General features: G+C 40.5%; 22 protein-coding genes, 1 pseudogene and 1 riboswitch. Of the genes and pseudogenes, 8 read left to right on the forward strand and 15 right to left on the reverse strand.

All coding sequences use genetic code 11. The features are described 5' to 3' along the window. Positions 1–15: 15 nt before the first annotated feature. Together dcuC and pepE are read right to left on the reverse strand one after the other, a co-directional pair. Positions 16–1308: a C4-dicarboxylate transporter DcuC gene (gene dcuC, locus EL121_RS01470; RefSeq protein WP_039197137.1), complete on the reverse strand. Its 1293-nt coding sequence runs from the start codon at positions 1306–1308 to the stop codon at positions 16–18. 9 nt (positions 1309–1317) lie between these two features. After that, positions 1318–2022 carry a dipeptidase PepE gene (gene pepE, locus EL121_RS01475; protein WP_039197138.1) on the reverse strand — a complete coding sequence of 235 codons (705 nt, stop codon included), beginning with the start codon at positions 2020–2022 and terminating at the stop codon, positions 1318–1320. Positions 2023–2444: 422 nt separating this feature from the next. Between pepE and EL121_RS01480 the strand changes: the two genes are divergently transcribed. From EL121_RS01480 to holA, 4 genes are all read left to right on the forward strand, one after another. After that, entirely contained in the window at positions 2445–3098 is a 654-nt protein-coding gene (locus EL121_RS01480; RefSeq protein ID WP_052190390.1) for a hypothetical protein, read from the forward strand. Positions 3099–3550: 452 nt separating this feature from the next. After that, the gene (gene leuS / locus EL121_RS01485) at positions 3551–6136 is read left to right on the forward strand and encodes a leucine--tRNA ligase (protein WP_039197139.1); all 2586 of its coding nucleotides are present in this window, start codon (positions 3551–3553) and stop codon (positions 6134–6136) included. Positions 6137–6235: 99 nt separating this feature from the next. Continuing rightward, entirely contained in the window at positions 6236–6730 is a 495-nt protein-coding gene (locus EL121_RS01490; RefSeq protein WP_005597385.1) for an LPS-assembly lipoprotein LptE, read from the forward strand. 107 nt (positions 6731–6837) lie between these two features. Then, positions 6838–7863 carry a DNA polymerase III subunit delta gene (holA, locus tag EL121_RS01495; RefSeq protein ID WP_039197140.1) on the forward strand — a complete coding sequence of 342 codons (1026 nt, stop codon included), beginning with the start codon at positions 6838–6840 and terminating at the stop codon, positions 7861–7863. Positions 7864–7939: 76 nt separating this feature from the next. Here holA and yacG read toward each other — a convergent pair whose 3' ends face one another. From yacG to EL121_RS01525, 6 genes and pseudogenes are all read right to left on the reverse strand, one after another. Then, complete coding sequence (gene yacG / locus EL121_RS01500; RefSeq protein WP_005623139.1) at positions 7940–8128, reverse strand: DNA gyrase inhibitor YacG; 189 nt, start codon at positions 8126–8128, stop codon at positions 7940–7942. Continuing rightward, the gene (gene coaE, locus EL121_RS01505; RefSeq protein WP_039197141.1) at positions 8110–8748 is read right to left on the reverse strand and encodes a dephospho-CoA kinase; all 639 of its coding nucleotides are present in this window, start codon (positions 8746–8748) and stop codon (positions 8110–8112) included. The genes yacG and coaE overlap by 19 nt, the downstream gene beginning before the upstream one ends. Before the next feature lie 21 nt (positions 8749–8769). Continuing rightward, positions 8770–9444, reverse strand: coding sequence for an A24 family peptidase (locus EL121_RS01510; RefSeq protein ID WP_039197142.1), 675 nt, complete (start codon positions 9442–9444; stop codon positions 8770–8772). Next, a complete protein-coding gene (locus tag EL121_RS01515) occupies positions 9444–10637 on the reverse strand; it encodes a type II secretion system F family protein (protein WP_039197143.1) in 1194 nt (397 codons plus the stop codon). Before EL121_RS01515 ends, EL121_RS01510 begins: the two co-directional genes overlap by 1 nt. Continuing rightward, positions 10630–12013, reverse strand: a pseudogene (locus tag EL121_RS01520) (GspE/PulE family protein). Before EL121_RS01520 ends, EL121_RS01515 begins: the two are co-directional and overlap by 8 nt. A 20-nt stretch (positions 12014–12033) precedes the next feature. Continuing rightward, a complete protein-coding gene (locus EL121_RS01525; RefSeq protein WP_039197145.1) occupies positions 12034–12471 on the reverse strand; it encodes a prepilin-type N-terminal cleavage/methylation domain-containing protein in 438 nt (145 codons plus the stop codon). A gap of 180 nt (positions 12472–12651) precedes the next feature. On the opposite strand from EL121_RS01525, the gene radA reads away from it, so the two are divergent. From radA to greB, 4 genes are all read left to right on the forward strand, one after another. Continuing rightward, positions 12652–14031 (forward strand): DNA repair protein RadA, encoded by a 1380-nt coding sequence (gene radA, locus EL121_RS01530; RefSeq protein WP_039197146.1) that lies wholly within the window; start codon positions 12652–12654, stop codon positions 14029–14031. A gap of 65 nt (positions 14032–14096) precedes the next feature. Next, positions 14097–15380, forward strand: coding sequence for an aminopeptidase PepB (gene pepB / locus EL121_RS01535; protein WP_039199020.1), 1284 nt, complete (start codon positions 14097–14099; stop codon positions 15378–15380). 127 nt (positions 15381–15507) lie between these two features. Then, positions 15508–16443 (forward strand): KpsF/GutQ family sugar-phosphate isomerase, encoded by a 936-nt coding sequence (locus EL121_RS01540; RefSeq protein ID WP_039197147.1) that lies wholly within the window; start codon positions 15508–15510, stop codon positions 16441–16443. 9 nt (positions 16444–16452) lie between these two features. Next, a complete protein-coding gene (gene greB, locus EL121_RS01545) occupies positions 16453–16941 on the forward strand; it encodes a transcription elongation factor GreB (protein ID WP_005611555.1) in 489 nt (162 codons plus the stop codon). 87 nt (positions 16942–17028) lie between these two features. Here the strand turns inward: greB and ribH are convergent, their stop codons facing one another. The 7 genes from ribH to glpA form a co-directional block, all read right to left on the reverse strand. Continuing rightward, the gene (gene ribH, locus EL121_RS01550) at positions 17029–17490 is read right to left on the reverse strand and encodes a 6,7-dimethyl-8-ribityllumazine synthase (protein WP_005600491.1); all 462 of its coding nucleotides are present in this window, start codon (positions 17488–17490) and stop codon (positions 17029–17031) included. Positions 17491–17600: 110 nt separating this feature from the next. After that, entirely contained in the window at positions 17601–18806 is a 1206-nt protein-coding gene (locus EL121_RS01555) for a bifunctional 3,4-dihydroxy-2-butanone-4-phosphate synthase/GTP cyclohydrolase II (RefSeq protein ID WP_039197148.1), read from the reverse strand. A 62-nt stretch (positions 18807–18868) separates the two neighbouring features. Then, a complete protein-coding gene (gene ribE / locus EL121_RS01560) occupies positions 18869–19516 on the reverse strand; it encodes a riboflavin synthase (protein ID WP_039197149.1) in 648 nt (215 codons plus the stop codon). Positions 19517–19563: 47 nt separating this feature from the next. Further along, a complete protein-coding gene (ribD, locus tag EL121_RS01565; RefSeq protein ID WP_039197150.1) occupies positions 19564–20649 on the reverse strand; it encodes a bifunctional diaminohydroxyphosphoribosylaminopyrimidine deaminase/5-amino-6-(5-phosphoribosylamino)uracil reductase RibD in 1086 nt (361 codons plus the stop codon). Between the two features lie 132 nt (positions 20650–20781). Continuing rightward, a riboswitch (FMN riboswitch) is annotated at positions 20782–20907 on the reverse strand. A gap of 51 nt (positions 20908–20958) precedes the next feature. After that, entirely contained in the window at positions 20959–22233 is a 1275-nt protein-coding gene (gene glpC / locus EL121_RS01570) for an anaerobic glycerol-3-phosphate dehydrogenase subunit GlpC (protein WP_014991743.1), read from the reverse strand. Beyond that, on the reverse strand, positions 22230–23516 hold the full coding sequence (glpB, locus tag EL121_RS01575; RefSeq protein ID WP_039197152.1) for a glycerol-3-phosphate dehydrogenase subunit GlpB: 1287 nt from the start codon (positions 23514–23516) through the stop codon (positions 22230–22232). Before glpB ends, glpC begins: the two co-directional genes overlap by 4 nt. Next, complete coding sequence (gene glpA / locus EL121_RS01580; protein ID WP_039197155.1) at positions 23506–25191, reverse strand: anaerobic glycerol-3-phosphate dehydrogenase subunit A; 1686 nt, start codon at positions 25189–25191, stop codon at positions 23506–23508. Before glpA ends, glpB begins: the two co-directional genes overlap by 11 nt. Between the last annotated feature and the right edge of the window lie 55 nt (positions 25192–25246).

The following is a 25246-nucleotide window of genomic DNA, read 5'->3' on the forward strand; positions in this document are numbered from 1 at the left end:
TTTTTTATTGTTACATTACAGCATAAACAACGCTAAAAATAACGTTGCTAAAATCATACCCGGTGCGGTACGTTTTACCATTTCGACCGGACTAACCATTGCCAATCCTGCGCAAACAATCGTTACCCCGGCAATCGGTGACATCGTACGGCCGATAGCACCGGCAATCGCTGCCGCCATCCCTAAATTCACATGGGTATAACCTAATTCCACTGCGTGTGGTGTTACTGCAGTATTAAACGCAATTGCCGCCGCATCACCCGAGCCGGTCACAATTCCCATTAAGAATGGCCCGATAGTCGCTCCCCAACGCACAAATTCATTTGAGTGTTTAAGGAATTCAATTGCAGAGTCCACCGCACCGGTTGCTTTTAAGCCTGAAACAAACACACTTGCTGCAATAATAATACCTAATACATTGGCATACGAATTCCCCATACCGTTGAAAAATTCTTCGGTAATTTTAACCGGCGAAATACGTGTCACGATAATCGCATAAATCGCACCGATTAACATCGCTTGCGGCACGCCCATTTGGGTCCATTCTAAGCCCGGTGTCTTTTGTAATTCCGTCCCGCCGATAACAAGAATAATTAACGGTAATAACGGTGCGAGCGCATATAGCGGATTTACACCGCTAAATTTAGTTTCTGCATTTTGATGTTCAGCTAAATAGGCTTTACGGTGTTCCTCACCGTAATCTTTCAAAATAACTGCCATCACGGTTAAAACAACCGCACCAATAGCACCGGCAATCGTTGTGTAAGGCGCGTGGGCTAAATTCACTTCGGTAATGGTTAAATTTGACATTTCACTAATCATTGCCGAATGGGAAGAACCCGGGCTCATCATCGACCCGAATGTTCCGGCTAAAATTGCCGCTCCAGCTGTTGCCGGGCGAACTCCCGCACTTTTTAATACCGGAATTAAGGTTGCGCCCACTGCGGCCGCACAACCTGCCGCAGAAGGAATTGCAATATTGATAAAGAAAGTCAGAATCGTTGCAATCGGAATCAAAAAGAATTTCAAACCGCTTAACGGTTTAGTAAGTAAATGGACTAAATGCGTATCACATTGGGTGTATTTCATTACATAAGCAAAACCCATACTGGAACAAATCGCCATAATAAGACCGCTTGAAGTCATTGATTTAGCAAAGGCATCTAGTGCCCCCATCGGATTAAGCGTCACAACCGACATCAATAAACCGATACCAATTAATACCGTTCGGGTTTCATATTTTTTAATTAGCAGATAAATCGTTGCTAAGATACCTATCACAGCAACAAAAGGTTTTAACTCATCCATAAAAATTCCTTAGTAGTTAAATGTTGAATTTACCGCTTTAGTATCAAGCTGCATTTTTTCACTAAAACAGAGAATATCTTGCGCACCGATTACAGTAGCTTGTTCACCTTGAATATGTAATGCGGTCCCTTCCGGCAGCGCATAAACCTGAGCTTGGGGGTTAACGATCAAAAATTCTTCCAAGCGCTCTTCTCGACTCTCGCCATTATGTCCTTGCATTTTGCCGGAAATAAAATGTGGATTAATTTGATGTGGAAAGAGATTTAACGCATTAAAAGACGGTGGGTAAGTAATCGGCATATCATTAGTGGTCATAATAGAACTACCAGCAACATTTGCACCGGCACTCCAGCCGAAATAAGGCGCTCCGCTATTTACTTTGGCTCGGATAGCATCCAGTAAATTATGTTCATACATTTGCTTCAATAAGCAGAAAGTATTACCGCCACCAATCGCAATCACATCCGCTTGTTCGATAATATTGCGATGTTGTTTGGCTCGATGCACCGATACGATTTCAACCTCTAAAGCTTGTAATGCGTTTTTTACGGTCGTTTCATATTCATCAAAAGAACGGCGTACGCCTGCATAAGGCACAAAAGCCACTTTCTTGCCTTTATAGTCAGCTAAAAATTGTGCTAACCAAGGCAAAGTATGCACTAAATAAGCTGTATCTTTATATTTTGAACCGCTCATCAATAACATATTTTTCATATATGATTCTCCTTCATTAGTGGTACTTCCTTATATGTATTATCTAACCACATAGCGAAAAAGCTACAACAAAACTATCGTTTTTTGATGAGTATCACAAAATTTCTATTGCGGTAATAAATTGTCAACTTTACTAAAGTTTCTGAAAATTTAGCGGGCGGTCATTCATAAGTCATTTTTAACAAAAACATCAAAATTAAAAAAGTTCCGTAAAACAACATAATTTCATTGATTTAAATCAACATTTATAATATAAAAACAGTATAGACTTAAAGTTCTTCCAATGTGGAGGTCTTACCATAAGGATTTTAATGACTAGTATCTATAACGCTATAATCTGAAAAACCCGACATACCTTATATAAATAGAAATCGTTCGTGGTCTTTAGCGTTTGTTTTTTGGTCTTATATAGGGAATTAATTATGTTTTCGCTTATTTTGTATATTGGAACAACTTGGTTCGTTTGGCATTACGTATCCAAAACCTTACAAGCTAGCGGAATTAATAAATTCTTTCGTCACTCTTGTGGCGCATTATTTAGTTTAGTAATTGCATATATCACTTTTTTTTCTAATGAGCCGCAAAGTACCGTTAAATTAGAGCAAAATTCTGAAAATGCGATCCATAAGGCGACAATTTATGCCCAAACTTCTATCTTGTCGTTAATTAAAGAAAAGCCCACGCAAGCGTATTTAAGCAATAATTTAGCGACACCATTACCACAAGCAGATATGGAAGCTGTTGAACACCATATTTCTGTTCGCTCGTCTTTTTCTCCTAAACAACTTGATAAAATTAATAATACTCAGGCTGTTTCTCATTTATCTGTTCATCACCAAGAAAATAAACAACATTCTAAATTACAGAATAAAGCACAGGACCAAAACCTACCCAAATTTACTCAAAATGGAAGTAATCACTCGGATTCTGCGAGTAAACGTCACCATCATCGCTGTGATAAACATAGCGGTAATCAATCACATCACTGTAACCACGCTAAACAACTTCCCCCTCATTGTACGGTAAGTAACACTAAATCTGTGCATAAACCCCTTTGTGAAAATTATTGCGGGTAACACCGAACAAATGTCAAACAAAATGACCTTTTTTAGGGGCTATTAATCGCGTGGTTATATCTACTAACATTTACTGGTAGAAGCACTTATCTCTATAAAGTTAGGTTATGCCTGACTCAAGAAAATGTTAATGTATTTTTGCTATACCATAGTGGAGGAAATATGATTATTTTGGATTTGTTCTTTTTGAGTACCTTTGGCTATTGTATTTATTTAGCGATCACAAACTAAAGATTTGCGCTTTTCGATATTTTGAATTGTGATATCAGAGCTATAAAATAATAAAATCAAAAATCGATAAGATAATGTCCTTTAGGTTTTCCCAAAGGGCATTGTTTTTTATACAAACTTGCAAAAAATCCCTAAAAACCTACCGCTTTCCATTCAAAAAAAGGCATTTTTACGGTATGCTAGATACAATTTTTTTCGATAAGTTTTAAAGGTCAAAATTTATGCAACAACAATATAACCCAAGTGCAATTGAGCCTAAAGTTCAGCAATTCTGGGCAGAAAATAAAGTTTTTAAAGCAGTTAAAGATGTTACAAAAGAGAAATACTATTGCCTTTCAATGTTGCCGTATCCATCAGGTAAATTACATATGGGTCACGTGCGTAACTATACTATCGGTGATGTGGTTTCTCGTTATCAACGAATGATCGGTAAAAACGTATTACAACCGATGGGTTGGGACGCATTCGGTTTACCGGCGGAAGGTGCGGCAGTAAAAAATAATACCGCTCCGGCAAAATGGACATACGAAAATATTGAATATATGAAAGGTCAACTCAAAATGTTGGGCTTTTCTTACGACTGGGATCGTGAAGTAACCACTTGCCGACCGGAATACTATAAATGGGAACAATGGTTCTTCACTGAGCTTTATAAAAAAGGTTTAGTGTATAAAAAAACCTCTACTGTAAACTGGTGCCCGAATGATGAAACTGTGCTTGCAAACGAGCAAGTTCACGAAGGTTGTTGCTGGCGTTGCGATACGCCTGTGGAACAGCGTGAAATCCCACAATGGTTTATCAAAATTACAGACTACGCGGAAGAATTATTAAATCATTTAGATAATCTTCCGCAATGGCCTGATCAAGTAAAAACTATGCAACGTAACTGGATCGGTCGTTCTGAAGGGGTTGAAATTACCTTCAAAATCGCCGGTTCAAACGCAGAATTACCTGTTTACACCACTCGTCCGGATACATTCTTCGGTGTGAGCTATGTTGCGATTGCCGCAGCTCATCCATTAGCGGAATTAGCAGCGGAAAACAACCCTGCACTTGCAGAATTTATTCGTGAAGCGAAAAACACCAAAGTTGCTGAAGCAGAACTAGCAACAATGGAGAAAAAAGGGATGGCGACAGGCTTATTTGCTATCCATCCGTTAACAGGTAAAGAAGTACCGGTTTGGGTTGCGAACTTTGTGTTAATGCACTACGGTACTGGTGCGGTAATGGCTGTACCTGCACACGATGAGCGTGACTTTGAATTTGCGCAAAAATACGGTTTGCAAATTAATCAAGTAATTCAACCGCTTGATGGTTCTGAATGGGATTTCTCAAAAGCAGCTTACACCGAACACGGCAAGCTCATCAATTCAATGGAATTTGACGGCTTGGACTTCAATGGTGCATTCAATGCGATTGCCGATAAATTAGAATCGATGAAAGTAGGTAAACGCCAAGTAAACTTCCGTCTGCGTGACTGGGGTGTGTCTCGTCAGCGTTACTGGGGTGCGCCAATTCCAATGATGACTACCGAAGACGGCGAAGTAGTAACAGTGCCGATGCAAGATTTACCGGTAATTCTGCCTGAAGATGTGGTAATGAACGGCGTACAAAGCCCGATCAAAGCTGATCCTGAGTGGGCGAAAACCACTTACAACGGCAAACCTGCGTTAAAAGAAACCGATACATTCGATACCTTTATGGAATCGTCTTGGTATTATGCACGTTATACTTGCCCACAATATCACGAAGGTATGTTAGATTCGGATGAAGCGAATTACTGGTTACCAGTCGATCAATATATCGGCGGTATCGAACACGCAACGATGCACTTGCTCTACTTCCGTTTCTTCCACAAATTATTACGTGATGCGGGCATTTTAAATTCTGACGAACCGGCAACCAAACTTTTATGCCAAGGTATGGTACTTGCGGATGCGTTCTACTATACCAGCCCGACTAACGAGCGTATTTGGGTTAGCCCAACACAGGTAACACTTGAGCGTGATGAGAAAGGTCGTATCATCAAAGCGACTGATCCGGAAGGTCGTGAATTAGTACATAGCGGTATGACCAAAATGTCGAAATCGAAAAACAACGGTATCGACCCGCAAGAAATGGTGGAAAAATACGGTGCGGATACAGTACGTTTATTTATGATGTTCGCTTCACCGGCAGAAATGACGCTTGAATGGCAAGAATCCGGTGTGGAAGGTGCAAAACGCTTCTTAGGTCGTGTGTGGAATTTAGTGTATGAATACAGCCAAAATCCTGCGACAGCAGCATTAGATGTAGCAGCATTAAGCAAAGCACAAAAAGAACTTCGCCGTGACGTACACAAAACCATTGCGAAAGTATCTGATGATATCGGTCGCCGTCAAACATTCAACACCGCAATTGCGGCGATTATGGAATTGATGAACAAGCTGACAAAAGCTTCACTCGACAATGATCAAGATAAAGCGGTAATGGCGGAAGCACTTAGTGCTGTAGTACGTATGCTTTACCCAATTACGCCACATATCTGCTTCGAGTTATGGCAAGCATTAGGTAACAACGATACAATTGACTTCGCACCATGGGTGGTTGCAGATGAATCAGCAATGGTTGAAGACGAAAAATTGGTTGTAGTACAAGTAAACGGTAAAGTACGTGGTAAAGTTACCGTTTCAGCAACAGCAACCGAAGATGAAGTTAAAGCAATTGCGAAAGCAGATGCAAACGTAGCGAAATTCTTAGAAGGCGTAGAAATCGTGAAAGAAATCTATGTACCGTATAAAATGTTAAGTTTTGCGGTAAAAGCCTAATAGCAATGAGGGCGAACTATGTTCGCCCTTTATTGTGAATATTACGGAAATGGGTATATGTAGCACTTCTCTACACCCCTATTTTGATTGGAGTTCCCAATGTTAAAAAAACTCTCTCTTTTAGCCGTTCTCGGTTTAACCGCTTGCGGTTGGCACTTCAAAAACAATGAAGTGCTACCGCAAGATCTGCGTACACTGACATTTGAAAGTGCCGATCAGCATAGCGATATGTCACGTACTTTACGTCATCAACTACAACTTAACGATGTAGAATTAGTTTCCGCAACGGAAGGCGTCGCTAAATTACGTCTTGTTGGTGCTTCAAGCGGCAGTAAAGTCGTTTCAGTGTTTAAACAAGCGCGTGAAGCGGAAAAATTACTCACGTTAAATGTACAAGCAATCGTGGATGTACCGAAAAAAGGCGCATATCCGTTAGAAGTTTCCGTTCACCGTACTTTCTTTGATGACTCTCGTGCCGCATTGGCAAAATCGGCAGAACAAGAAATGATTATGAAAGATATGTATGAGCAAGCTTCTCGCCAATTAATTATCAAAATGGCTGGTTTACATAAAGAATTAAATCAAGCTAAGTAATTCATTAACCACAGATAACACGGATTTCACGCAAACAAGCGGTTAAATCTTGCACTTTTTTACAAGCAGGTAATCCGTGTTTATCCGTGTAATCCGTGGTTTTCAATATGCAAAAAGTTTTCCCTGAAGCACTTCCTACCGTTTTATCCAAAAGTCTCTCCCCTTTTTATCTCTTGACCGGGAACGATCTGTTATTACTGAACGAAAGTAAAGATCATATCGTACAAGCTGCTCGTTTAGCCGATTTCGATGAGAAACAAGAAGTCAGCATTGCAAATGACACTAAATGGGAAGATCTTTTTGAGGCGGCCCAATCAAACGGTTTGTTCTTTAACCGCCAAATTATTATTCTCAACCTGGCGGAAGCGCCAACCGCAGCACAAATGAAAAATGTTGCGGAGTTATGCCGTTTTAGCCATGCGGATTTATTGCTTATCCTTTGCTTACCAAAATTCAGTAAGACAATGGAAAAACAAGCATGGTTCAGCCAAATTGAAGCACAAACTGTGCAAGTCAATTGCCAAACACCAGAAATCGCAAAATTACCAAACTGGCTTTTACAACGAGCCAAAACAATGGAACTACAGATTGAGCCGGAAGCAGTTCAGTTGCTTTGTTATAGCTATGAAGGAAATTTATTAGCGCTAAAACAAGCGTTACAAATGCTGCAACTCCGCTTTAACGACGGAAAAATTTCACTGGTTCGCGCTAAAGAAGTGGTAGAACAATCCGCACAATTTTCACCATTTCAATGGATTGATGCGTTATTAGATGGAAAAATTGCCCGTGCGGAACGCATTTTAAAACATTTACAAAATGAGGAAGTTCAGCCGGTTGTCTTGTTACGTATTATTCAAAAAGAACTACTAGTGCTACTGGAAATTACCCGCTCTCCGCAACCAGTACAAAATAGCAATCAGCTGTTATATATGGGTAATTTACGTGCAGAATTTGACCGCTTGAAGGTCTGGCAAAATCGTCGCCCTTTTTATCAAGCAGCAGCTCAACGCTTAACGTATAAAAGATTGTATCAACTTATTCAGCGTTTAGCTGAGTTGGAAAAGAAAGTAAAACAAGAATTCAGTGATGAAATTTGGTTGGAATTAGAACGCTTTTCCGCCTATTTTGAATAGAGAAATAAAAACGGAAGCTACTACAAGCGGTTAAATTTTATGATAAATTTGCCATAGCTTCCGTCATAGTTATTGGTTAATAATGCCCTTCTAAATCAGAAGTCATCACATCATTTTCAACTGCCGCAATACGCTTTTCTTCATTTGCCCATTCACCCAAATCGATCAATTGACAACGTTCGCTACAAAACGGGCGATATTTACTTTCCGGCTTCCAAATCACTTCTTGATGACAAGTCGGACAATTTACGATAGTTTCTGACATTTGCTTTCCTTCTGTTGAGCTAAATCTAAATAGGATTGGTGTAATATTGCGACTCGTGCTTTTATCACTTCGAGACCTTGTTCCAGCGGTAAATTATTTTCAATCACATCGTCCGCATATCGTAAACGCTCTTCTCGGCTTACTTGTGATGCCATAATGCTTTTAATCGTTTCAACCTTACTTTGATCTCGCTTAGTCGCTCGTTCCAATTGAACCGTAGGCTCTACATCAATCACTATTACTCGGTCACAAAATTCAGTAAGGTTATTTTCAATCAGTAACGGCACCACAAATAATAGATAAGGAGCTGAACACGCTTGAATTTGGCGTAACATTTCTTGACGAATAGCAGGATGTAATAAGTTATTTAACCATATTTTTTCTTGTTCTTGATGAAAGATAATTTGGCGTAACTTAGCACGATCCAATTCCCCCTGAGAAGTTAAAATCTCATCGCCAAAATGCTCGGCAATTTTTCTCAATAACGGTGAACCTTTTTCAACCACTTGGCGAGCAACAATATCCGCATCAATTAATGGTACGCCGAGTTCGGCAAATAAGTTTGCAACTGTCGTTTTACCACTTCCGATTCCGCCGGTTAAACCAACTACATAGGTCATTTTTAATTCCCATACTAACAATTAGGCATAAATTTTATCAATAATTAGTACGAAAGTCGAAAAGCTAATAAAAGGAATAAAAGGCAATTTTACTAAAGTACGCTTCATTATGGCTTGATAGCCGAAATAATAAATACAACCGGAAACAGAAGCCAGTAAGATTAATTTCAACATATCGTCAATGTTAAATAAAGGCGAAATTGAGCTAATCACTAAGCTATCACCTATACCAAATGCTTCTTTCTTCCAGAACCACAAAATTCCGTAATGAAGGCAGGTAAAAAATAATATACAACCCAATAAGGTTTCTATATGTGCCGCCATTGGTTCATAGACCAGAGCCAAAACGAATATCGCAATAACATAACGAATATCCGTTAAATAGTAACAATAATCCAACACACTCAAAAATAACAAAATCATCAATAAAAATGCGAGTGTCGTTGAAGGAATATGAAATATCAGTAATGGAAAAGCCCAGAAGAAAAAATTAGCCAAATAACTTTGTTTGGGCTGTAATTTTGAATGCTGACTAAAATAATCATAACTGTGTATAGGAGACAATAAGCTACTGTATTCTTGATATACTTGTTGATTAATATGATTAGCAAATAACTTGATGGCTCGTTTACACCAAAATGCAAATAAAAATGCTACCAGCGTCGCAAAAAATCGATTAAATTCAACCGCTTCCATTATACGAGACCCCCTAAGTCAAAAATCGGCAAATAAAGCCCAATTAAAACCGTACCAATAATGATACCCATAAGTAGCATTAAAACCGGCTCAAGTAATTGTGAAAGCAAATCTATTTGATAATCTAATTTCAGCTGATAAATATCACTAATCTGCGTACACATCACCGCTAAATTAGCACTTTTCTCCCCTATTGCTATCATTTGTACTACTTGAGAAGTGAATACAGTCGGGTTTAATCCTTCCGAAAATTTATACCCCTGTTTTAATAAAGATAATGTAAGCCGTATTTGTTGCTGTAAAAGTCGATCGTGCATTTTCTCAGATAAAAAAGCGTTTAGGGCAGCCTCTAAATGCAGATGGGCACTTAACATTAACGCCAAATTCTGAGTAAAGAATATAATTCGTATATAGCGAATAACTTGATTAAAGAAGGGAATATAAGACAAAAGACGCATCTGACAAGCGGTCAAATTTCCGAATTTTTTTGCAAAACAGAACAACATCCCCATCGCTACTATACCGCTACAGCATAGGAATATCCCATTTTGTCGTAGAAACGCAGAGAGAGAAAACAATAATGACGTTAGCCATGGTAAACTTTGTGCTTTATCCATATATAAGTCGGCAAATTGAGGCACAATGAATACTAACAGCCCTAGAGTCAATACACATGAAATGACTAACACAATCAGCGGATAAAACATAATTTTTCTAACTTTTTTCGTTAATTTTTCGGACTGGCTACGTGTTTTAGCAAGATTATCCAAAACAGTACCTAATTTACCACTTTGTTCACCAATACGAATTAATTGGATTTCTTGCTTAGAAAAATAACACCCTAATTTCGCTAAACTTGCAGAAAAACTATATCCGGATGTCACAGCAGCATTCAAAGCAAGTAGCCACTGATATAATTTAATATTCGTACAATTTTCCTGCTGCATCATTAACGCTTGTTTAAAAGGAATGGAAGCGTTAATCAATAATGCTAATTGCGCAATAAATTGAGTAATTTCATCTGCTTTAGGCTGTCGAGCAAAAGCAAAATTGCGTTGAATACGAATATCTTGATAGCCTTTTGCCAAGAGCTTTTGCTCTGCCTCAGCATGATTTTGGGCTAATAAAATACCGCTTTGTTTTTGTTGGAACCGATTCTTCGCTTTCCAGTGAAATTCAAAAATACTAACCATCACCTAACACCCGCTTTACTTCGTCTACTGTTGTTATGTTAGCCGCTAACTTTTGTTCGGCACTGGCTCGTAAGCTGTCATAATCCAAATAAGCGGTTGATTTTTCAAAAAATTTACCTTGCTTCGTCAATAACTGATAAATTCCCGTTCGTCCTTTATAACCGTGATAACAGTTATCACATCCTTTTCCGCCACATTGCGGACAACGTTTACGTAATAAACGCTGTGCGATAATCAGTTGCAGTGAATTCTTAATCTCATACTCTTTAATCCCTAATTGTAGTAAACGCTCAATCGCAGACGGCGCATCATTCGTATGTAAAGTAGAAAGTACAAGATGTCCTGTTTGCGCTGCTCTTAATGCGATTTCAGCACTTTCCTGATCACGGATTTCACCTAACATAATAATGTCCGGATCCTGACGTAAAAATGTTCTGAGTAATTGACTAAAATCCAATTGAATAGCACGATTAACTTGAGTTTGGATAATCCCTTCTATCTCAATTTCAATCGGGTCTTGCCGTCAGAATATGCCGTTCGCTATTATTTAAATAATTTAACGCACTATATAAAGTAATACTTTTGCCACTACCCGTAGGTCCTGTCACCAGAATTAGCCCTTGTGGCTGATGTAGTGCTGCCAGTAGTAATTGTTTTTGTTCCGGCGAAAAACCTAATTCCAAAAAATCAAAATGGGTAGGCTTATTCTTTTGCAAGCGCAAGACTATTTTCTCACCGAAGCTAGTCGGTAAACTGGACACTCGAAAATCTAATGTCTCAGCTGTTACCGTCTTAAAATTAAACTGCCCGTCTTGTGGTAAGCGTGTCTCACTAATATCCAATTTAGCTAAGAGTTTAAGCCTTGTGATAATACGATTGGCTAAACTAAACGATAAGCTTTTATAGATATGCAATACCCCATCAATACGTAATCTAATCAGTAACTTCTCTTTTTGTGGCTCAAAATGAATATCCGAAGCATTTTGCTTTAAGCAAAATTTAAATAAATTATCTAAAATCTGAATAATAGGATCATTTTGATTGAGTAGTTCTAAATTATCTGGCGATTGATAATTTAACTCGGTTTCTTCATATAAAGATTGTTGTTCCGGCGAAAGTTGATTAAGTAAGTACTTCAATTCATCGGAGGAAATCAAAACAGGTTCAATTGTTTTATGCGCAATAAATGCAAAAATTTCACAAGCACTTAAATTATTCATATCATCAATTGCAAGCCATAGCGTATCGTCATTTTCTTGAATCGGAATGGCTAAATAACGCAACAAAATATGTTTTTCGTCACAATTTTTCTGCCACAAGGATTCAGAGATATCAAATACTTGCTGACTATTCATATCACAAACTGAATACTGCATTTGATTTCCTCCTTATACTATTATTCCGAGCAAAATGCTGCGGGGAACAAACTTTTATCCTCACCTGAACAGGTCGTTTTCCATGTCAGTGTTTTATTTGCATAATCAGGTGTAAGCGTATAGCCATATCCCGCTACACTGCCCTTGCCATTCACAGTTATAGCGCCAGCAACTACAGAGACAGTCCCCAAATACTTAGAATTTTTAAGATCATCACCATTCTTAATACCATTTGTTCCATTAGAACAGCCTTTGGTATCTCCAGTGTTATAAATACAAATTTCCACATCTGTTTTATAAGCGGAAGATGCCGCTAACAGTTCGGATAATGCCGCCTTTTTGGTGTAATTGTTATAAGAAGGAATGGCTACCGTTGCCAAAATAGCAATGATTGCAATTACAATCATTAATTCAATCAGGGTAAATGCCTGCTGTATAGGCTTGAATACGAATTTCATTTTATGTGCTCCTTATTTATTCACGCTTATTGCGCTCTATTAGTTTGCAAGCTGTTTTAAATCAATGCGATAACCGAACTTCAATTTCTCGATCCGGATCGCAAAAACAAATTCTTACCTGTTTATTTACTCAGTATTTTTTGCTATGATTTTATCGGTTTAAATCAGATAGAGGTCAAAATGGCAAAAGCACCTAAAACGGCTTACGTATGTAACGATTGCGGCGCAGAATATTCTCGTTGGATGGGACAATGCAAAGAGTGCAAAGCATGGAATACGATTAGTGAAGTTCGCTTAATCTCTAGTAAAGAATCAAATAAAAACGACCGCTTCAGCGGTTATGCCGGAGAGACATCAGGCAAGGTACAAACACTGTCCGAAATCAGCTTACAAGAAGTGCCTCGTTTTAGCAGTGGGTTTAATGAGCTTGATCGTGTACTCGGCGGTGGCGTGGTTCCCGGTTCGGCTATTCTCATCGGGGGACATCCTGGTGCAGGAAAATCGACACTATTACTGCAAGTGATGTGCGGCTTATCAAAAATGCTACCGACACTCTATGTCACCGGTGAAGAATCATTACAACAGGTTGCAATGCGTGCTAATCGTTTAGGGCTACCAACTGATAATCTGAAAATGCTTTCGGAAACATCTGTCGAACATATTTGCAATATTGCCGACCAAGAAAAACCTAAATTAATGGTAATTGACTCTATTCAAGTGATGCATTTATCCGATATTCAATCCTCGCCGGGTTCTGTTGCTCAAGTACGAGAATGCGCATCATTTCTTACCCGCTATGCCAAAACACGCCAAGTGGCAATTATTATGGTCGGTCACGTCACCAAAGACGGTACGCTTGCCGGCCCAAAAGTGTTGGAACATGCTATTGATGCCTCATTATTGCTAGAAGGTGAATCTGATTCACGTTTCAGAACATTACGAAGCCAAAAAAACCGATTCGGCGCGGTAAATGAACTTGGTGTGTTTGCTATGACTGAACAAGGTTTGCGAGAAGTTAAAAATCCATCCGCTATTTTTTTAAGCCGTAGTGATGAATTGGTTTCAGGCAGTTCTGTTATGGTTCTTTGGGAAGGGACTCGTCCGTTATTAGTTGAAATTCAAGCGCTTGTTGATCATTCAATGCTTGCAAATCCACGTCGTGTGGCTGTCGGTTTAGATCATAATCGCTTATCGCTCTTACTTGCTGTACTCCACCGCCATGGTGGGCTACAAATGTCTGACCAAGATGTTTTTGTTAACGTTGTCGGGGGCGTAAAAGTAACGGAAACCAGTGCTGATCTCGCTTTAATTTTGGCACTGATATCAAGTTTTAGAAATCGTCCATTACCACAGGACTTAGTAATTTTTGGTGAAGTAGGGCTTGCCGGCGAAATTCGTCCGGTGCCGAGTGGTCAAGAACGTATTAGCGAAGCGGCAAAACACGGTTTTAAACGTGCAATCGTGCCGTTTAGCAATATGCCGAAAAAACCGATAAAAGATATGGAAGTGATTGGGGTTAAAAAATTAAGTGATGCGCTAGATGCACTTGGTAATTTATAATCTCGTTAATTTAAATTTAGCTACGATATAAAAACTTTCATTCAATAGGAATCTTATTTATGGCAATGCAAATCACATTATCACAACAAGCCGCTCCGGAGCAGTGGGGCAAAAATGCAATTCTGTCTGCCAATGAACAAGGTATGACAATTCACCTGCAAAAAGATCCGTTAACGACTATTCAACGTGCTGCCCGTAAAATTAAAAATCAAGGCATTTTGAATGCTGTGCTTACCGGTCTTGATTGGGGCTTAGAAGAGTGTTGGGCATTCCATCAAGGTTTTATCAGTGTCCGCAATACCGGAACTGTAAGTTACCCCGACTTAGCCGAACAACAAGCAGAATTTGACGCACGTGTACACTGTTCTAGCTTTACACGTTCTTTGATTAACGAATCTTCCGAAACACTTACACCTGAGAATTTAGCTCAAAAAGCGGCGGAGTTTATTACCAAACAGTCTGAACGATACCTTGGTAAAAATGCGGTATCCGCAGAAATTATTAGCGGTGAAGCATTAAAACAACAAGGCTATCACGGTATTTGGACGGTAGGCAAAGGCTCGGCAAATAAACCGGCATTGCTCAAATTGGATTTCAATCCAAGCGGTGATATTAATACACCGGTGCTTGCTTGTTTAGTCGGTAAAGGCATTACCTTTGACACCGGTGGTTATAGCATTAAACCAAGTGATTCAATGGGTACCATGCGTACCGATATGGGCGGTGCAGCCTTATTAACCGGTGCATTAGGTTTTGCGATTAGTCGAGGCTTAACACAACGTGTAAAACTCTACTTATGCTGTGCGGAAAATATGATAAGCAGTACTGCATTTAAATTAGGCGATATTATCGAATATCGCAACGGCGTTAGTGCAGAAGTACTTAATACTGATGCGGAAGGCCGCTTAGTATTAGCAGATGGTCTAATTGAAGCAAGTGAGCAAAATGCGAAATTTATCATTGATGCGGCAACCTTAACCGGTGCGGCAAAAGTTGCGGTCGGCAATGACTACCATTCGGTACTTTCTATGGATGATGAATTAACCGCTCGCTTATTTAATGCAGCAAAAGCGGAAAACGAACCGTTCTGGCGTTTACCATTTGAAGAATTTCATCGTTCACAAATTTCATCTTCGTTTGCCGATATTGCCAATATTGGTTCTGTACCGGTTGGTGCCGGTGCAAGTACCGCAACTGCATTTTTGTCGTACTTTGTTAAAGATTACGCTCAAAATTGGTTACATATTGATGCTTCTGCAACTTTCCGTAAAACGGCAAGTGATTCATGGGCAGCCGGTGCAACCGGTTTAGGGATGAAAACCCTAGCGAATCTACTTTTATCTCGATAAACGTTTTGTAAAATTTCCGGAAAATTTAACCGCTTGTTTCACTAAAGTTCGCGTAAAACAAGCGGTTTTATTTTGCTTTGTGTATAATATTGCAAACTCACTTCCATTTTGCCATGTAGGAACTCACATGAATTACTTAGCGAGCGCAAACGAGACCCTCAGTCTTTATACTCAAGCGATTAGCCAGCTTAATCAGCGTTTAGACAGTTCATTTAATCAAGCGGTTGATATGATTTTAAACTGTGAAGGGCGTGTAGTGGTTGCCGGTATCGGTAAATCCGGTTTAGTCGGACAAAAAATGGTGGCAACTTTTGCCTCAACAGGTACACCAAGTTTTTATTTACATCCGACTGAAGCGTTCCATGGCGATTTAGGGATGTTAAAACCGATTGATGTGGTGATTCTTATCTCTAACAGTGGTGAAACGGATGATGTGATTAAATTATTACCAAGCCTAAAAAGCTTTGGTAATAAAATTATTGCGATGACCGGTAATCCGCATTCGACTCTTGCTCAACACGCCAATTTAATTCTCAATATTGGTGTTGAACGAGAAGCCTGCCCGAATAATCTTGCCCCAACCACATCAACACTGGTAACTATGGCGTTAGGCGATGCGCTGGCGATTGCATTAATCAATGCGCGTGGTTTTAAAGCGGAAGATTTTGCTCGCTTCCACCCGGGTGGCAGTTTAGGGCGTAAATTGCTCAATCGAGTGAAAGATGTGATGCAAACTAAGTTGCCGATCGCACAACCAAATGCGGATTTCAGTACGATTTTAAGTGTGATAAATGAAGGCAGAATGGGGGTTGCACTGATTATGCAAAATGAAGACTTACATGGCATTATTACTGATGGTGACATTCGCCGTACACTCGCCCAATTCGGTGCGGAAAGCCTCACGAAGAAGGCTGAACAAATTATGTCTAAAAATCCGAAAACCATTTCAGATACGACTTATTTGGCTAAAGCGGAAGAAATGATGAAAGAGCTTCATATCCACTCGCTCATTGCACTGGATACTGCGGGTAAAGTATCCGGTATTATAGAATTCTCAAGTTAAGGATATTTTGTGGCGAAATCAAATTATATTACGCGTAGCGGTTGGCAAACCTTAGATCAAGAGCTTAAATTTTTATGGAAAGATGAGCGTCCGAAAGTAACACAAGCGGTTTCAGAAGCGGCGGCTTTAGGTGATCGCAGCGAGAATGCCGAATATATTTATGGTAAACGTCGTTTACGTGAAATTGACCGCCGAGTTCGTTTTTTATCCAAACGTTTAGAAGTGTTACAAATCGTGGATTATCATCCGAAACAAGAAGGAAAAGTGTTTTTTGGCGCTTGGGTTGAGCTTGAAAATGAGCAAGGTGAAACTAAGCAATATCGGATTGTCGGTTGTGATGAATTTGATCCAGCTAAGAATTGGATCTCGATTGATTCGCCGGTAGCCCGAGCGTTAATCGGTAAAGAAGTGGATGATGAAATTAAGGTGGATACGCCACTTGGCAAAAGCTTGCTATATATCAACAAAATCTGGTACGAGAAAGAAGGTCTTTACTAGACATAAAATATAAGCGGTCGTTTTTAACGGGAAATTTGCAAAATTCCAGTCAAAAACGACCGCTTGTTTTTACACGTCAAACGAAAATTAGATCGCTTTTAATACGTTTACCATTTCAATTGCGCCTAATGCACACTCTGAACCTTTGTTACCCGCTTTAGTACCTGCACGCTCAATCGCTTGTTCAATATTTTCGGTGGTTAATACACCGAAAATTACCGGTACACCGGTTTCTAATGCAACTGCACCGATACCTTTTGCCGCTTCATTACATACGTAATCATAGTGAGTTGTTGAACCACGAATTACTGTACCTAAGCAGATTACCGCATCATATTTACCGCTGGTTGCCATTTTTTTTGCGACTAACGGAATCTCAAATGCACCCGGAACCCATGCCGTATCAATATCATTTTCATCGGCACCGTGACGCACTAACGTATCAATTGCACCGCTTAATAATTTATCGTTGATAAAATCGTTGAAACGTGCGGTTACGATACCGAATTTTAAACCTGTCGCAACTAAGTTACCTGTAATCTTTGCCATTTTTTTGTCCTCTTGAAATATGCAAAATTTTATAAAAAAGTGACCGCTTGTATCATTTTATAGTAGGGACGCAACGCTTGCATCCCTAACACTACATACGGTTGTTAAAGTTAGAAGTTAAACATATGCCCCATTTTTACCTGTTTTACTTTTAGGTAATCAATGTCATTTTTGTTCGGTTCTACAATAATCGGCTCACGCGCAACAATATTTAACCCTTGCTCTTTTAAGCCTTCAATTTTTGCCGGATTATTGGTTAATAAACGGATCGATTTCACGCCTAACTGCTGGAACATTTGCGCACCGATATAATACTCACGTTCGTCCTCTTTAAAACCTAAAGCAACGTTCGCTTCAACCGTATCCATCCCTTTATCTTGTAATTCGTAAGCACGTAACTTGTTAATTAAACCGATACCACGACCTTCTTGACGTAGATACAGTACAACGCCTCTGCCTTCTTTTTCAATTTGTGTCATTGCTGCGGCAAATTGCTGACCACAGTCACAACGTTGAGAACCGAAAGCATCACCGGTTAAACATTCCGAATGAATACGTGCCAATACCTGCTCACCGTCCGTTAAATCGCCTTTGACTAACGCAACGTGTTCTTTACCTGAAATCACTTCAACAAAACTATGCGCCATAAATTCGCCGTATTTTGTCGGCATTTTTACCACAGAAATTTGTTTCACTAAGCTATCATGTTTACGGCGATATTCTTGTAATTGTTGAATCGTGATAAACGGCATATTGTGTTCTACGGCAAATTTTTGTAGATCCGGCATGGTCATCATGGTGCCGTCATCTGCCATAATTTCACAACATAAACCGGCGTGTTTTAAACCAGCTAAACGAGCTAAATCAACTGTTGCTTCGGTATGACCGTTACGTACTAAAACACCACCGTCTTTTGCCACCAATGGGAACATATGCCCCGGGCGGCGGAAATCACTTGCTTTCGCATTATCATCTACAATTTTCATTGCGGTAATTGAACGTTCAAAAGCAGAAATGCCCGTTCCTGTGTCAATATGATCCACCGATACCGTAAACGCCGTTTCATGGTTATCTTCATTAACTGCCACCATCGGATGGAAATTTAACTTTTTAGCAATTTCCGTTGAAACCGGTGTGCAAATTAAACCTTTACCGTAAGTTGCCATAAAGTTGATATTTTCCGGTGTCGCGAATTCCGCCGCACAAATAAAATCGCCTTCGTTTTCACGATCTTCATCGTCAGTCACTAAAATGATCTTACCTTGACGAATCGCTTCAATCGCATCTTCTACTTTTGAAAATTGGAAATCTGTCATCTTCTTTTCCTAAAATATATATTTTTGTCAGTAAAGACACTCTGTGTGTATCCCTACAAATTTTAAAATCCTGCCTGCTTTAAAAAGTCTAAACTAAGATTACTTTTCGGTTCATCCGCCGGCTTTTTTAGCAAAAACTGTTCGATATATTTGCCGACAATGTCGTTTTCTAAATTGACAATACTGCCGATTTTTTTCGAACCTAAATTGGTTTCTTTAATCGTATGCGGAATGATCGACACGCGGAAACTTTCATCGTCGGTATCCACTACGGTCAGACTAATACCATCAATGGTAATCGAACCTTTCTCGATAATATAACGCATTAACTTTGGAGAAGTTTTAACCCGATACCATGTCGAATTATGTGCCGGTGTGATTTCCGCAATTTCGCCTGTGCCGTCAATATGACCCGAAACAATATGTCCGCCAAAACGTCCGTTTGCCGCCATCGCTCGTTCCAAATTAACCGGACTATTCGGTTTTAATTCGCCTAATGAAGTACGTTTTAACGTTTCAGACATCACATCGGCGGTAAATTGATTGCTTGAAAAAGACGTTACGGTTAAACATACGCCGTTTACAGCAATACTGTCGCCTAAATGAACATCTTGTAATACCTTTGTCGCATTAATCGTCACTACCGCAAATTCGCCCTGTTTATGAATCTGGGCAATTTTACCGACTTCTTCAATAATACCCGTGAACATTTTTTCCTCCGCTGTTTATATCTACTCGCTCTTAGCCAGAGAGAGCATCATAAAACTTCATAATCCAACAAAATATCTTCGCCGATGAGTTCGGTCGATTTCAATTTTAATTTAACCGCTTGGTCGATTTGTTGAATTCCCTCACCGCCGATTGGGGTTTTCGCTTGTTTACCACCGACTAATTTAGGCGCAATATAACAATGTACTCGATTCACGATACCGCTTTCTAACGCACTGAAATTCAAACTTGAACCGCCTTCCAATAAGAGGCTGTCGATCTGCATTTCACCGAGCTTTTGCAAAAGATCTTGCAAATCTACCCGCTTGTTTCGTGCTTTACACACTAATACTTCTACGCCAAGCGGTCTAAATTGCTCAATTTTTTGCAAATCGTCACTAACGGTTGCAATCACGGTGCGATATTCTTTCGCTGTTTGCACTAACTGGCAATCCAACGGTGTACGTAATTGGCTATCGCAGACAATCCGAACAGGTTGTTTCGCATTCGGCATTCGGCTATTTAGCATCGGGTTATCAGCAAGCACCGTATCCACTCCCACCATAATCGCACTATATTGATGGCGAGTTTGTTGCACTCTTGCTCTTGCCAATTCACCGGTAATCCATTTGGATTCGCCGGTACTGGTTGCAATTTTGCCGTCTGCCGTCATGGCATATTTCATCAGCACATACGGGCGTTTAGTTTGTATATAGTGGAAAAAAATCGGGTTTAACGCATCGCATTCTTCTTTGAGTAAACCTTCCACTACTTCCACACCGGCTTGACGTAACTGACCTGCACCACGCCCCGCCACTAAAGGATTCGGATCACTTGAACCGATAAACACTTTTTTAATGCCCCGTTCAATTAATAAATCCGAACAAGGTGGCGTGCGTCCGTGATGACAACAAGGCTCAAGTGTTACATAAGCAGTCGCCCCGAAAAGATCTTCCTTACAATGTAAAATGGCATTACGTTCCGCATGCCAACCACCGATCTTTTCATGGTAACCTTCGGCAACGATTTCACCGTTTTTGACAATTACACAACCGACAAGCGGATTGGGATTCGTCCAGCCTAAACCTTGTTTTGCCAATGCAATGGCACGGCGCATATAGTCTAAATCAGTCATTGTTTTGAAACTATTTGAGGGCAGAGGAAAACACATTACAGGCGTGTTTACCCTAATGATGAAAAAAGCCTTGAAATCTTTCGATCTCAAGGCTTGTAAAAAAGATAGGAAAAACCACCGCTTACACGGTTATTTCATCTTCTTCCATCCAGACTATACTGTCGGTACCGGAATCTCACCGGTTCCTGCCAAACCTTTTTCGTTCGGCTCGCGGACTTTACCGCCGATCGGGAATTTCACCCTGCCCTGAAGATTATTAAAAAATTGTTGCAAATTTTGCGACTTTTGATTGTCAATGTCAAGCAAGAATTAGCGTTTATCCAATGCCATTGATAATAAAGTGATTGGATGTAAGCAAGTGACATTGCTCGACATATCAATCTGCCATTTACAGGTTTCACACTCTGAAATCACATAATCAAAACCGCCTTCATTGATATGTTCAAACAACGTGCGGCCGATCGCTTGTGATGTTTCATAGTTTTCCGCTTTAAAACCGTAAGTTCCTGCAATACCACAACATTGCGATGGCAACATGACTACTTCTAACTCCGGAATTTGTTTTAACAATTCCAACGTATAAGGTGCCCAACCGGCTTTTTCCACATGGCAAGCAGTATGATAAGCAACACGTAAACGCATCGGTTTAAGCGGTAATTTTCTGCCTGCTTTTTGCAATTTGTATAAGTGACGTGTCACAATATCAATATGCGATTTCACTTTGGTATTCGGCATACCGAGGACATGGCTGTATTCTTCTTTAATATTTGCCGTACAGCTTGAAGACGTACCGATCACTTCCAACTGTTTATCGACAGTTTTTTCAAGATATTTAAGGTTAAATTCAGCCTGTTTTTTTGCTCTTTCAGGAAAACCGTTCACCATTAACGGTAAACCGCAACATTTTTCTTTTTCAAGCAGGACCACACCAATATCCAGTGCATTCATCACATCAATCACTTCTTTACCTAACTGCGGATTATTATAGTTCACATAACAACCGTGGTAATAAGCGACTTGCTCTTTGAATTGCGCTTGGCGTTTCGCTTCTTTTTTCATATACCAATTACGGAACGAACCGAATGAATATTTCGGTAAGGTACGGTGTTGGCTGACTTTTAAAGTTTTCTCTAACAAGAAACGGGTCGCTTTTAAACCGGTAATCGTATTCACAATCGGCGCAAACGGCGTGTTCATCGTCCCCATAATATCGGTATTACTTAAAACCGCATCACGCAATTTATGAATCAACGGTTTATTTTGACGCTCAACGTGACGATTTCTCGCACGCACAATAATGTCACCGATTTTTACATCTGACGGGCAAGCAATTTCACAACGTTTACAGTTAGTACAATATTTCAAGGCTTCATCGTAAAAATCCGGGCTTTTTAGACGTAAACGCTCGCCGTCCGGACCGGATTGTTTTGGCCCCGGATAAAACGGATTATTACGCGAAACCGGACACACCGCCGTACAAGCGGTGCATTTCAAACAGCTTTCAAAACTTGGGTCAAAATGTTGATGAACAACCGGAGATTGTGCGCCTTGACGTGCATTTTCAATCAATTGTTGGATATTCATTTTGTACCTCCGATTTGTTCTGCAACGGTTAACGCCGTTACCACTGCAACACCCGAACCACAACCTTGCTCAATACCTTGGAAGCCACCGATGACATTGCCCACTGCATATAAATTTGGCACCACCGCACCGTTTTTTTGCACTTGGCAAGCCGAGTTAATCACCACACCGGCAGATTGGTAAGGTTGAGGTGCCGCAAAGCGGTTATTTGTCCAAGTAAAGCGGTCGGAATCATTAAAATTTTTGCCACCGCAAATATCCAAATCAAATACCGGCTCTTTCACACGTTCAAATTCCGCCACAAGTCCGTTGCTAAAAAAACTGCCTGCTGCCAACACAAAGTGATTTGCACTAATCGGTTCTTCTTGGTGTGATGTGGTAAAAATGCGTACTACCTTATCCCCCTCAAATTCCGCTTTAATCGCTCGGTCACCGTTCATCATCATGCCGCCTAATTGCTCAAAACGTGAACGTAATTGACGATGTTGGCGAATACCCAATAAAGACGGCGGTAACGTCGGTAATTCGAATAATGCCAAACCGGTTGCTTGTTGTAAGCTATTGAAGAAATCTTGGTTATCTAAGCCAAAACAAGCCGGTAAAAATACTGCTTTCGCACTCCCTGCCGCTTGTTTAATTTCTTGTACCAAATCTTGGAAAGACAGTTTATGTTCCAGTAATTGAGCAATATTTACACTGCGAAACTCACGTGAGTTTTGACGTAAATAGTCCAACTCAGGAATATTCAAATAACCGATCGTAAATTCATAATCGGCAAACTGGCTATGCTGTTTTAAATTGTCCGCTAATAATTGCGGTTGGAAATCGTGATAGCCTTCAATTCCTAAAATGGCAACCTGTTTCTTCGCTAAGGCAGTTAAATGTTTTACTGTCGGTACGCTATTCGGCGATAACCACGTTGCACGAAGTCCGCCTAACGGGGTAACTCGTTCGTGATTTTCTGCTGTTGAGCCCTCTAAATGTAAGTTTAACGCTCTCGCTAATTGTTCAAATTGTTGTGCTTTTGCCAATACTTGCTCTTTGCCGAGAATGCTATACGGATGCTCCGGTGCTTGAACTGTTAACTCATCAAGCGATTGGTAAATATTTTGCACTTTTTGACCGCTTGGTAAGCGAGAAAGTAAATCCATTGAACCGGAAGAAAAATCAATTGCTGCCTGTCCGTTGTTGATAATCGCACAACGTTTCCCTTGTTCTTGAAGGGCAATCCCACAGGTTAAACCGGCAAGTCCGCCCCCGATAATCACTACATCAAAATTCATTGCTATTCACTCCCTGCTCTTCGTCCATCGGTACATCATTCAGTCCGAGTAGGCTATAGTAAATCCAGCTGGTAAATTCCGCTTCCCGCATTGCATCTCCCCATGCAATCGGTTGAATTCCACGCCAGCGCTCTTCCATAAATGAGGCTAATTGTGTGGTTGATTCTTTTGGTGTCGCCACTTTAAAACGACTCATCAGTCCTGCAGCACGGCAAGCACAAAGTTCCGCTTGGCAAGTTCCCATACCGACACGAGTACGGCGGCGTAAATCCACCAAATTATGCACGTTGAGTTCATCAACCGCATAGCGAACTTCACCGGCAGTTACCGCTTCACATTCACACACTAAAGTTTTATCTAAACGCTCGGTTTCAAGTAAACGCAATGCTCTGGAACCATGACGATAAACCGCAGAATGGCGAATCGTATTCGGCAATGAAATAATTTTTTTACTGGTTTCTTCACGGCTTTCATTTGAACCCGGAAGCGGACGTTCCGCCGTGCTACACAAGCGGTCGGATTTATTCAATTTTTTGCAAACTAAATCGGTTGCCCATTCCGCCATCAAGCGATAAGTCATTAATTTACCGCCGGTAATCGTAATAAAGCCGTCTAAACCGTCACGTTCTGCGTGATCCAGCAAGACGATACCACGGCTAACATTACGACCGGACGGATCATCATCTGTCGCAACCAGAGGCCGCACCCCTGCATAAGCACGTAACACTCGGGTATGACGCAAACTCGGTGCAAGTTTCTCCCCTTCACGGAATAACACATCCACTTCTTCCGGTGTTACCACCATATTGTCAATTTGATCATAAGGAATACGGTCGGAAGTGGTACCGATAACACAAATGGTATCGCCCGGCACCAAAATATCGGCATTTGCCGGTTTACGGCAACGGTTGATCACCATATTGTTAATACGGTGTCCCATTACCAGTAACGAGCCTTTCGCCGGGAACATTTTGATTTTGAGATCGGCATATTCGGCAATACCCTGCCCCCAGATTCCGCCGGCATTCACCACGATTGGCGCAAAAAATTGGCGTTTGACTTGGTTTCGATGATCAAACACATTAACGCCAATGACGGTTCCACCTTCGCGAATCAAGCCTGTTACTTCACAGTAAGTAAACACTTTTGCACCGTTCTCCGTCGCATCCAACATATTGGAAGCGGTTAAACGGAACGGGTCAATCGAACCATCCGGCACAACCACCGCACCGACTAGCGAAGGGTTAACGGACGGCTCCATATATTTTGCAAGATCCGGCTCAATTTCGACCGCTTCTATGCCTGAATCGGTACAGGCTTGGATAAAGTTTTTCTGATAATTAAGATCATCTTCCGGTAGGGTAATGAAAAGCCCTTTTGTGTCATCTACACAATGGCGCGCGATCTGTTTGAGGATGAGATTTTCCTTAATACATTCTTCAGCCGATTCTCTATCATTTACCGCATAGCGTGCCCCGCTATGTAACAAGCCGTGATTACGACCGGTTGCGCCGGTTGCGATGTCTCTGCGTTCTAACAATACGCATTTTAAACCTCGGAGCGCACAATCTCTTGCAATCCCCGCACCGGTTGCACCGCCGCCGATGATAATGACATCAGTACTGATTGGCGAAAAATCTGCAACATTTTGATACATTTGAGGTGAAATGTTCATACTCAACCTCTCCCACATTTGAAATGAAATGAAACGAAACAATAAAAACAAACTC

Origin of the sequence: Actinobacillus equuli (assembly GCF_900636745.1) — a bacterium.
GTDB lineage: Bacteria > Pseudomonadota > Gammaproteobacteria > Enterobacterales > Pasteurellaceae > Actinobacillus > Actinobacillus equuli.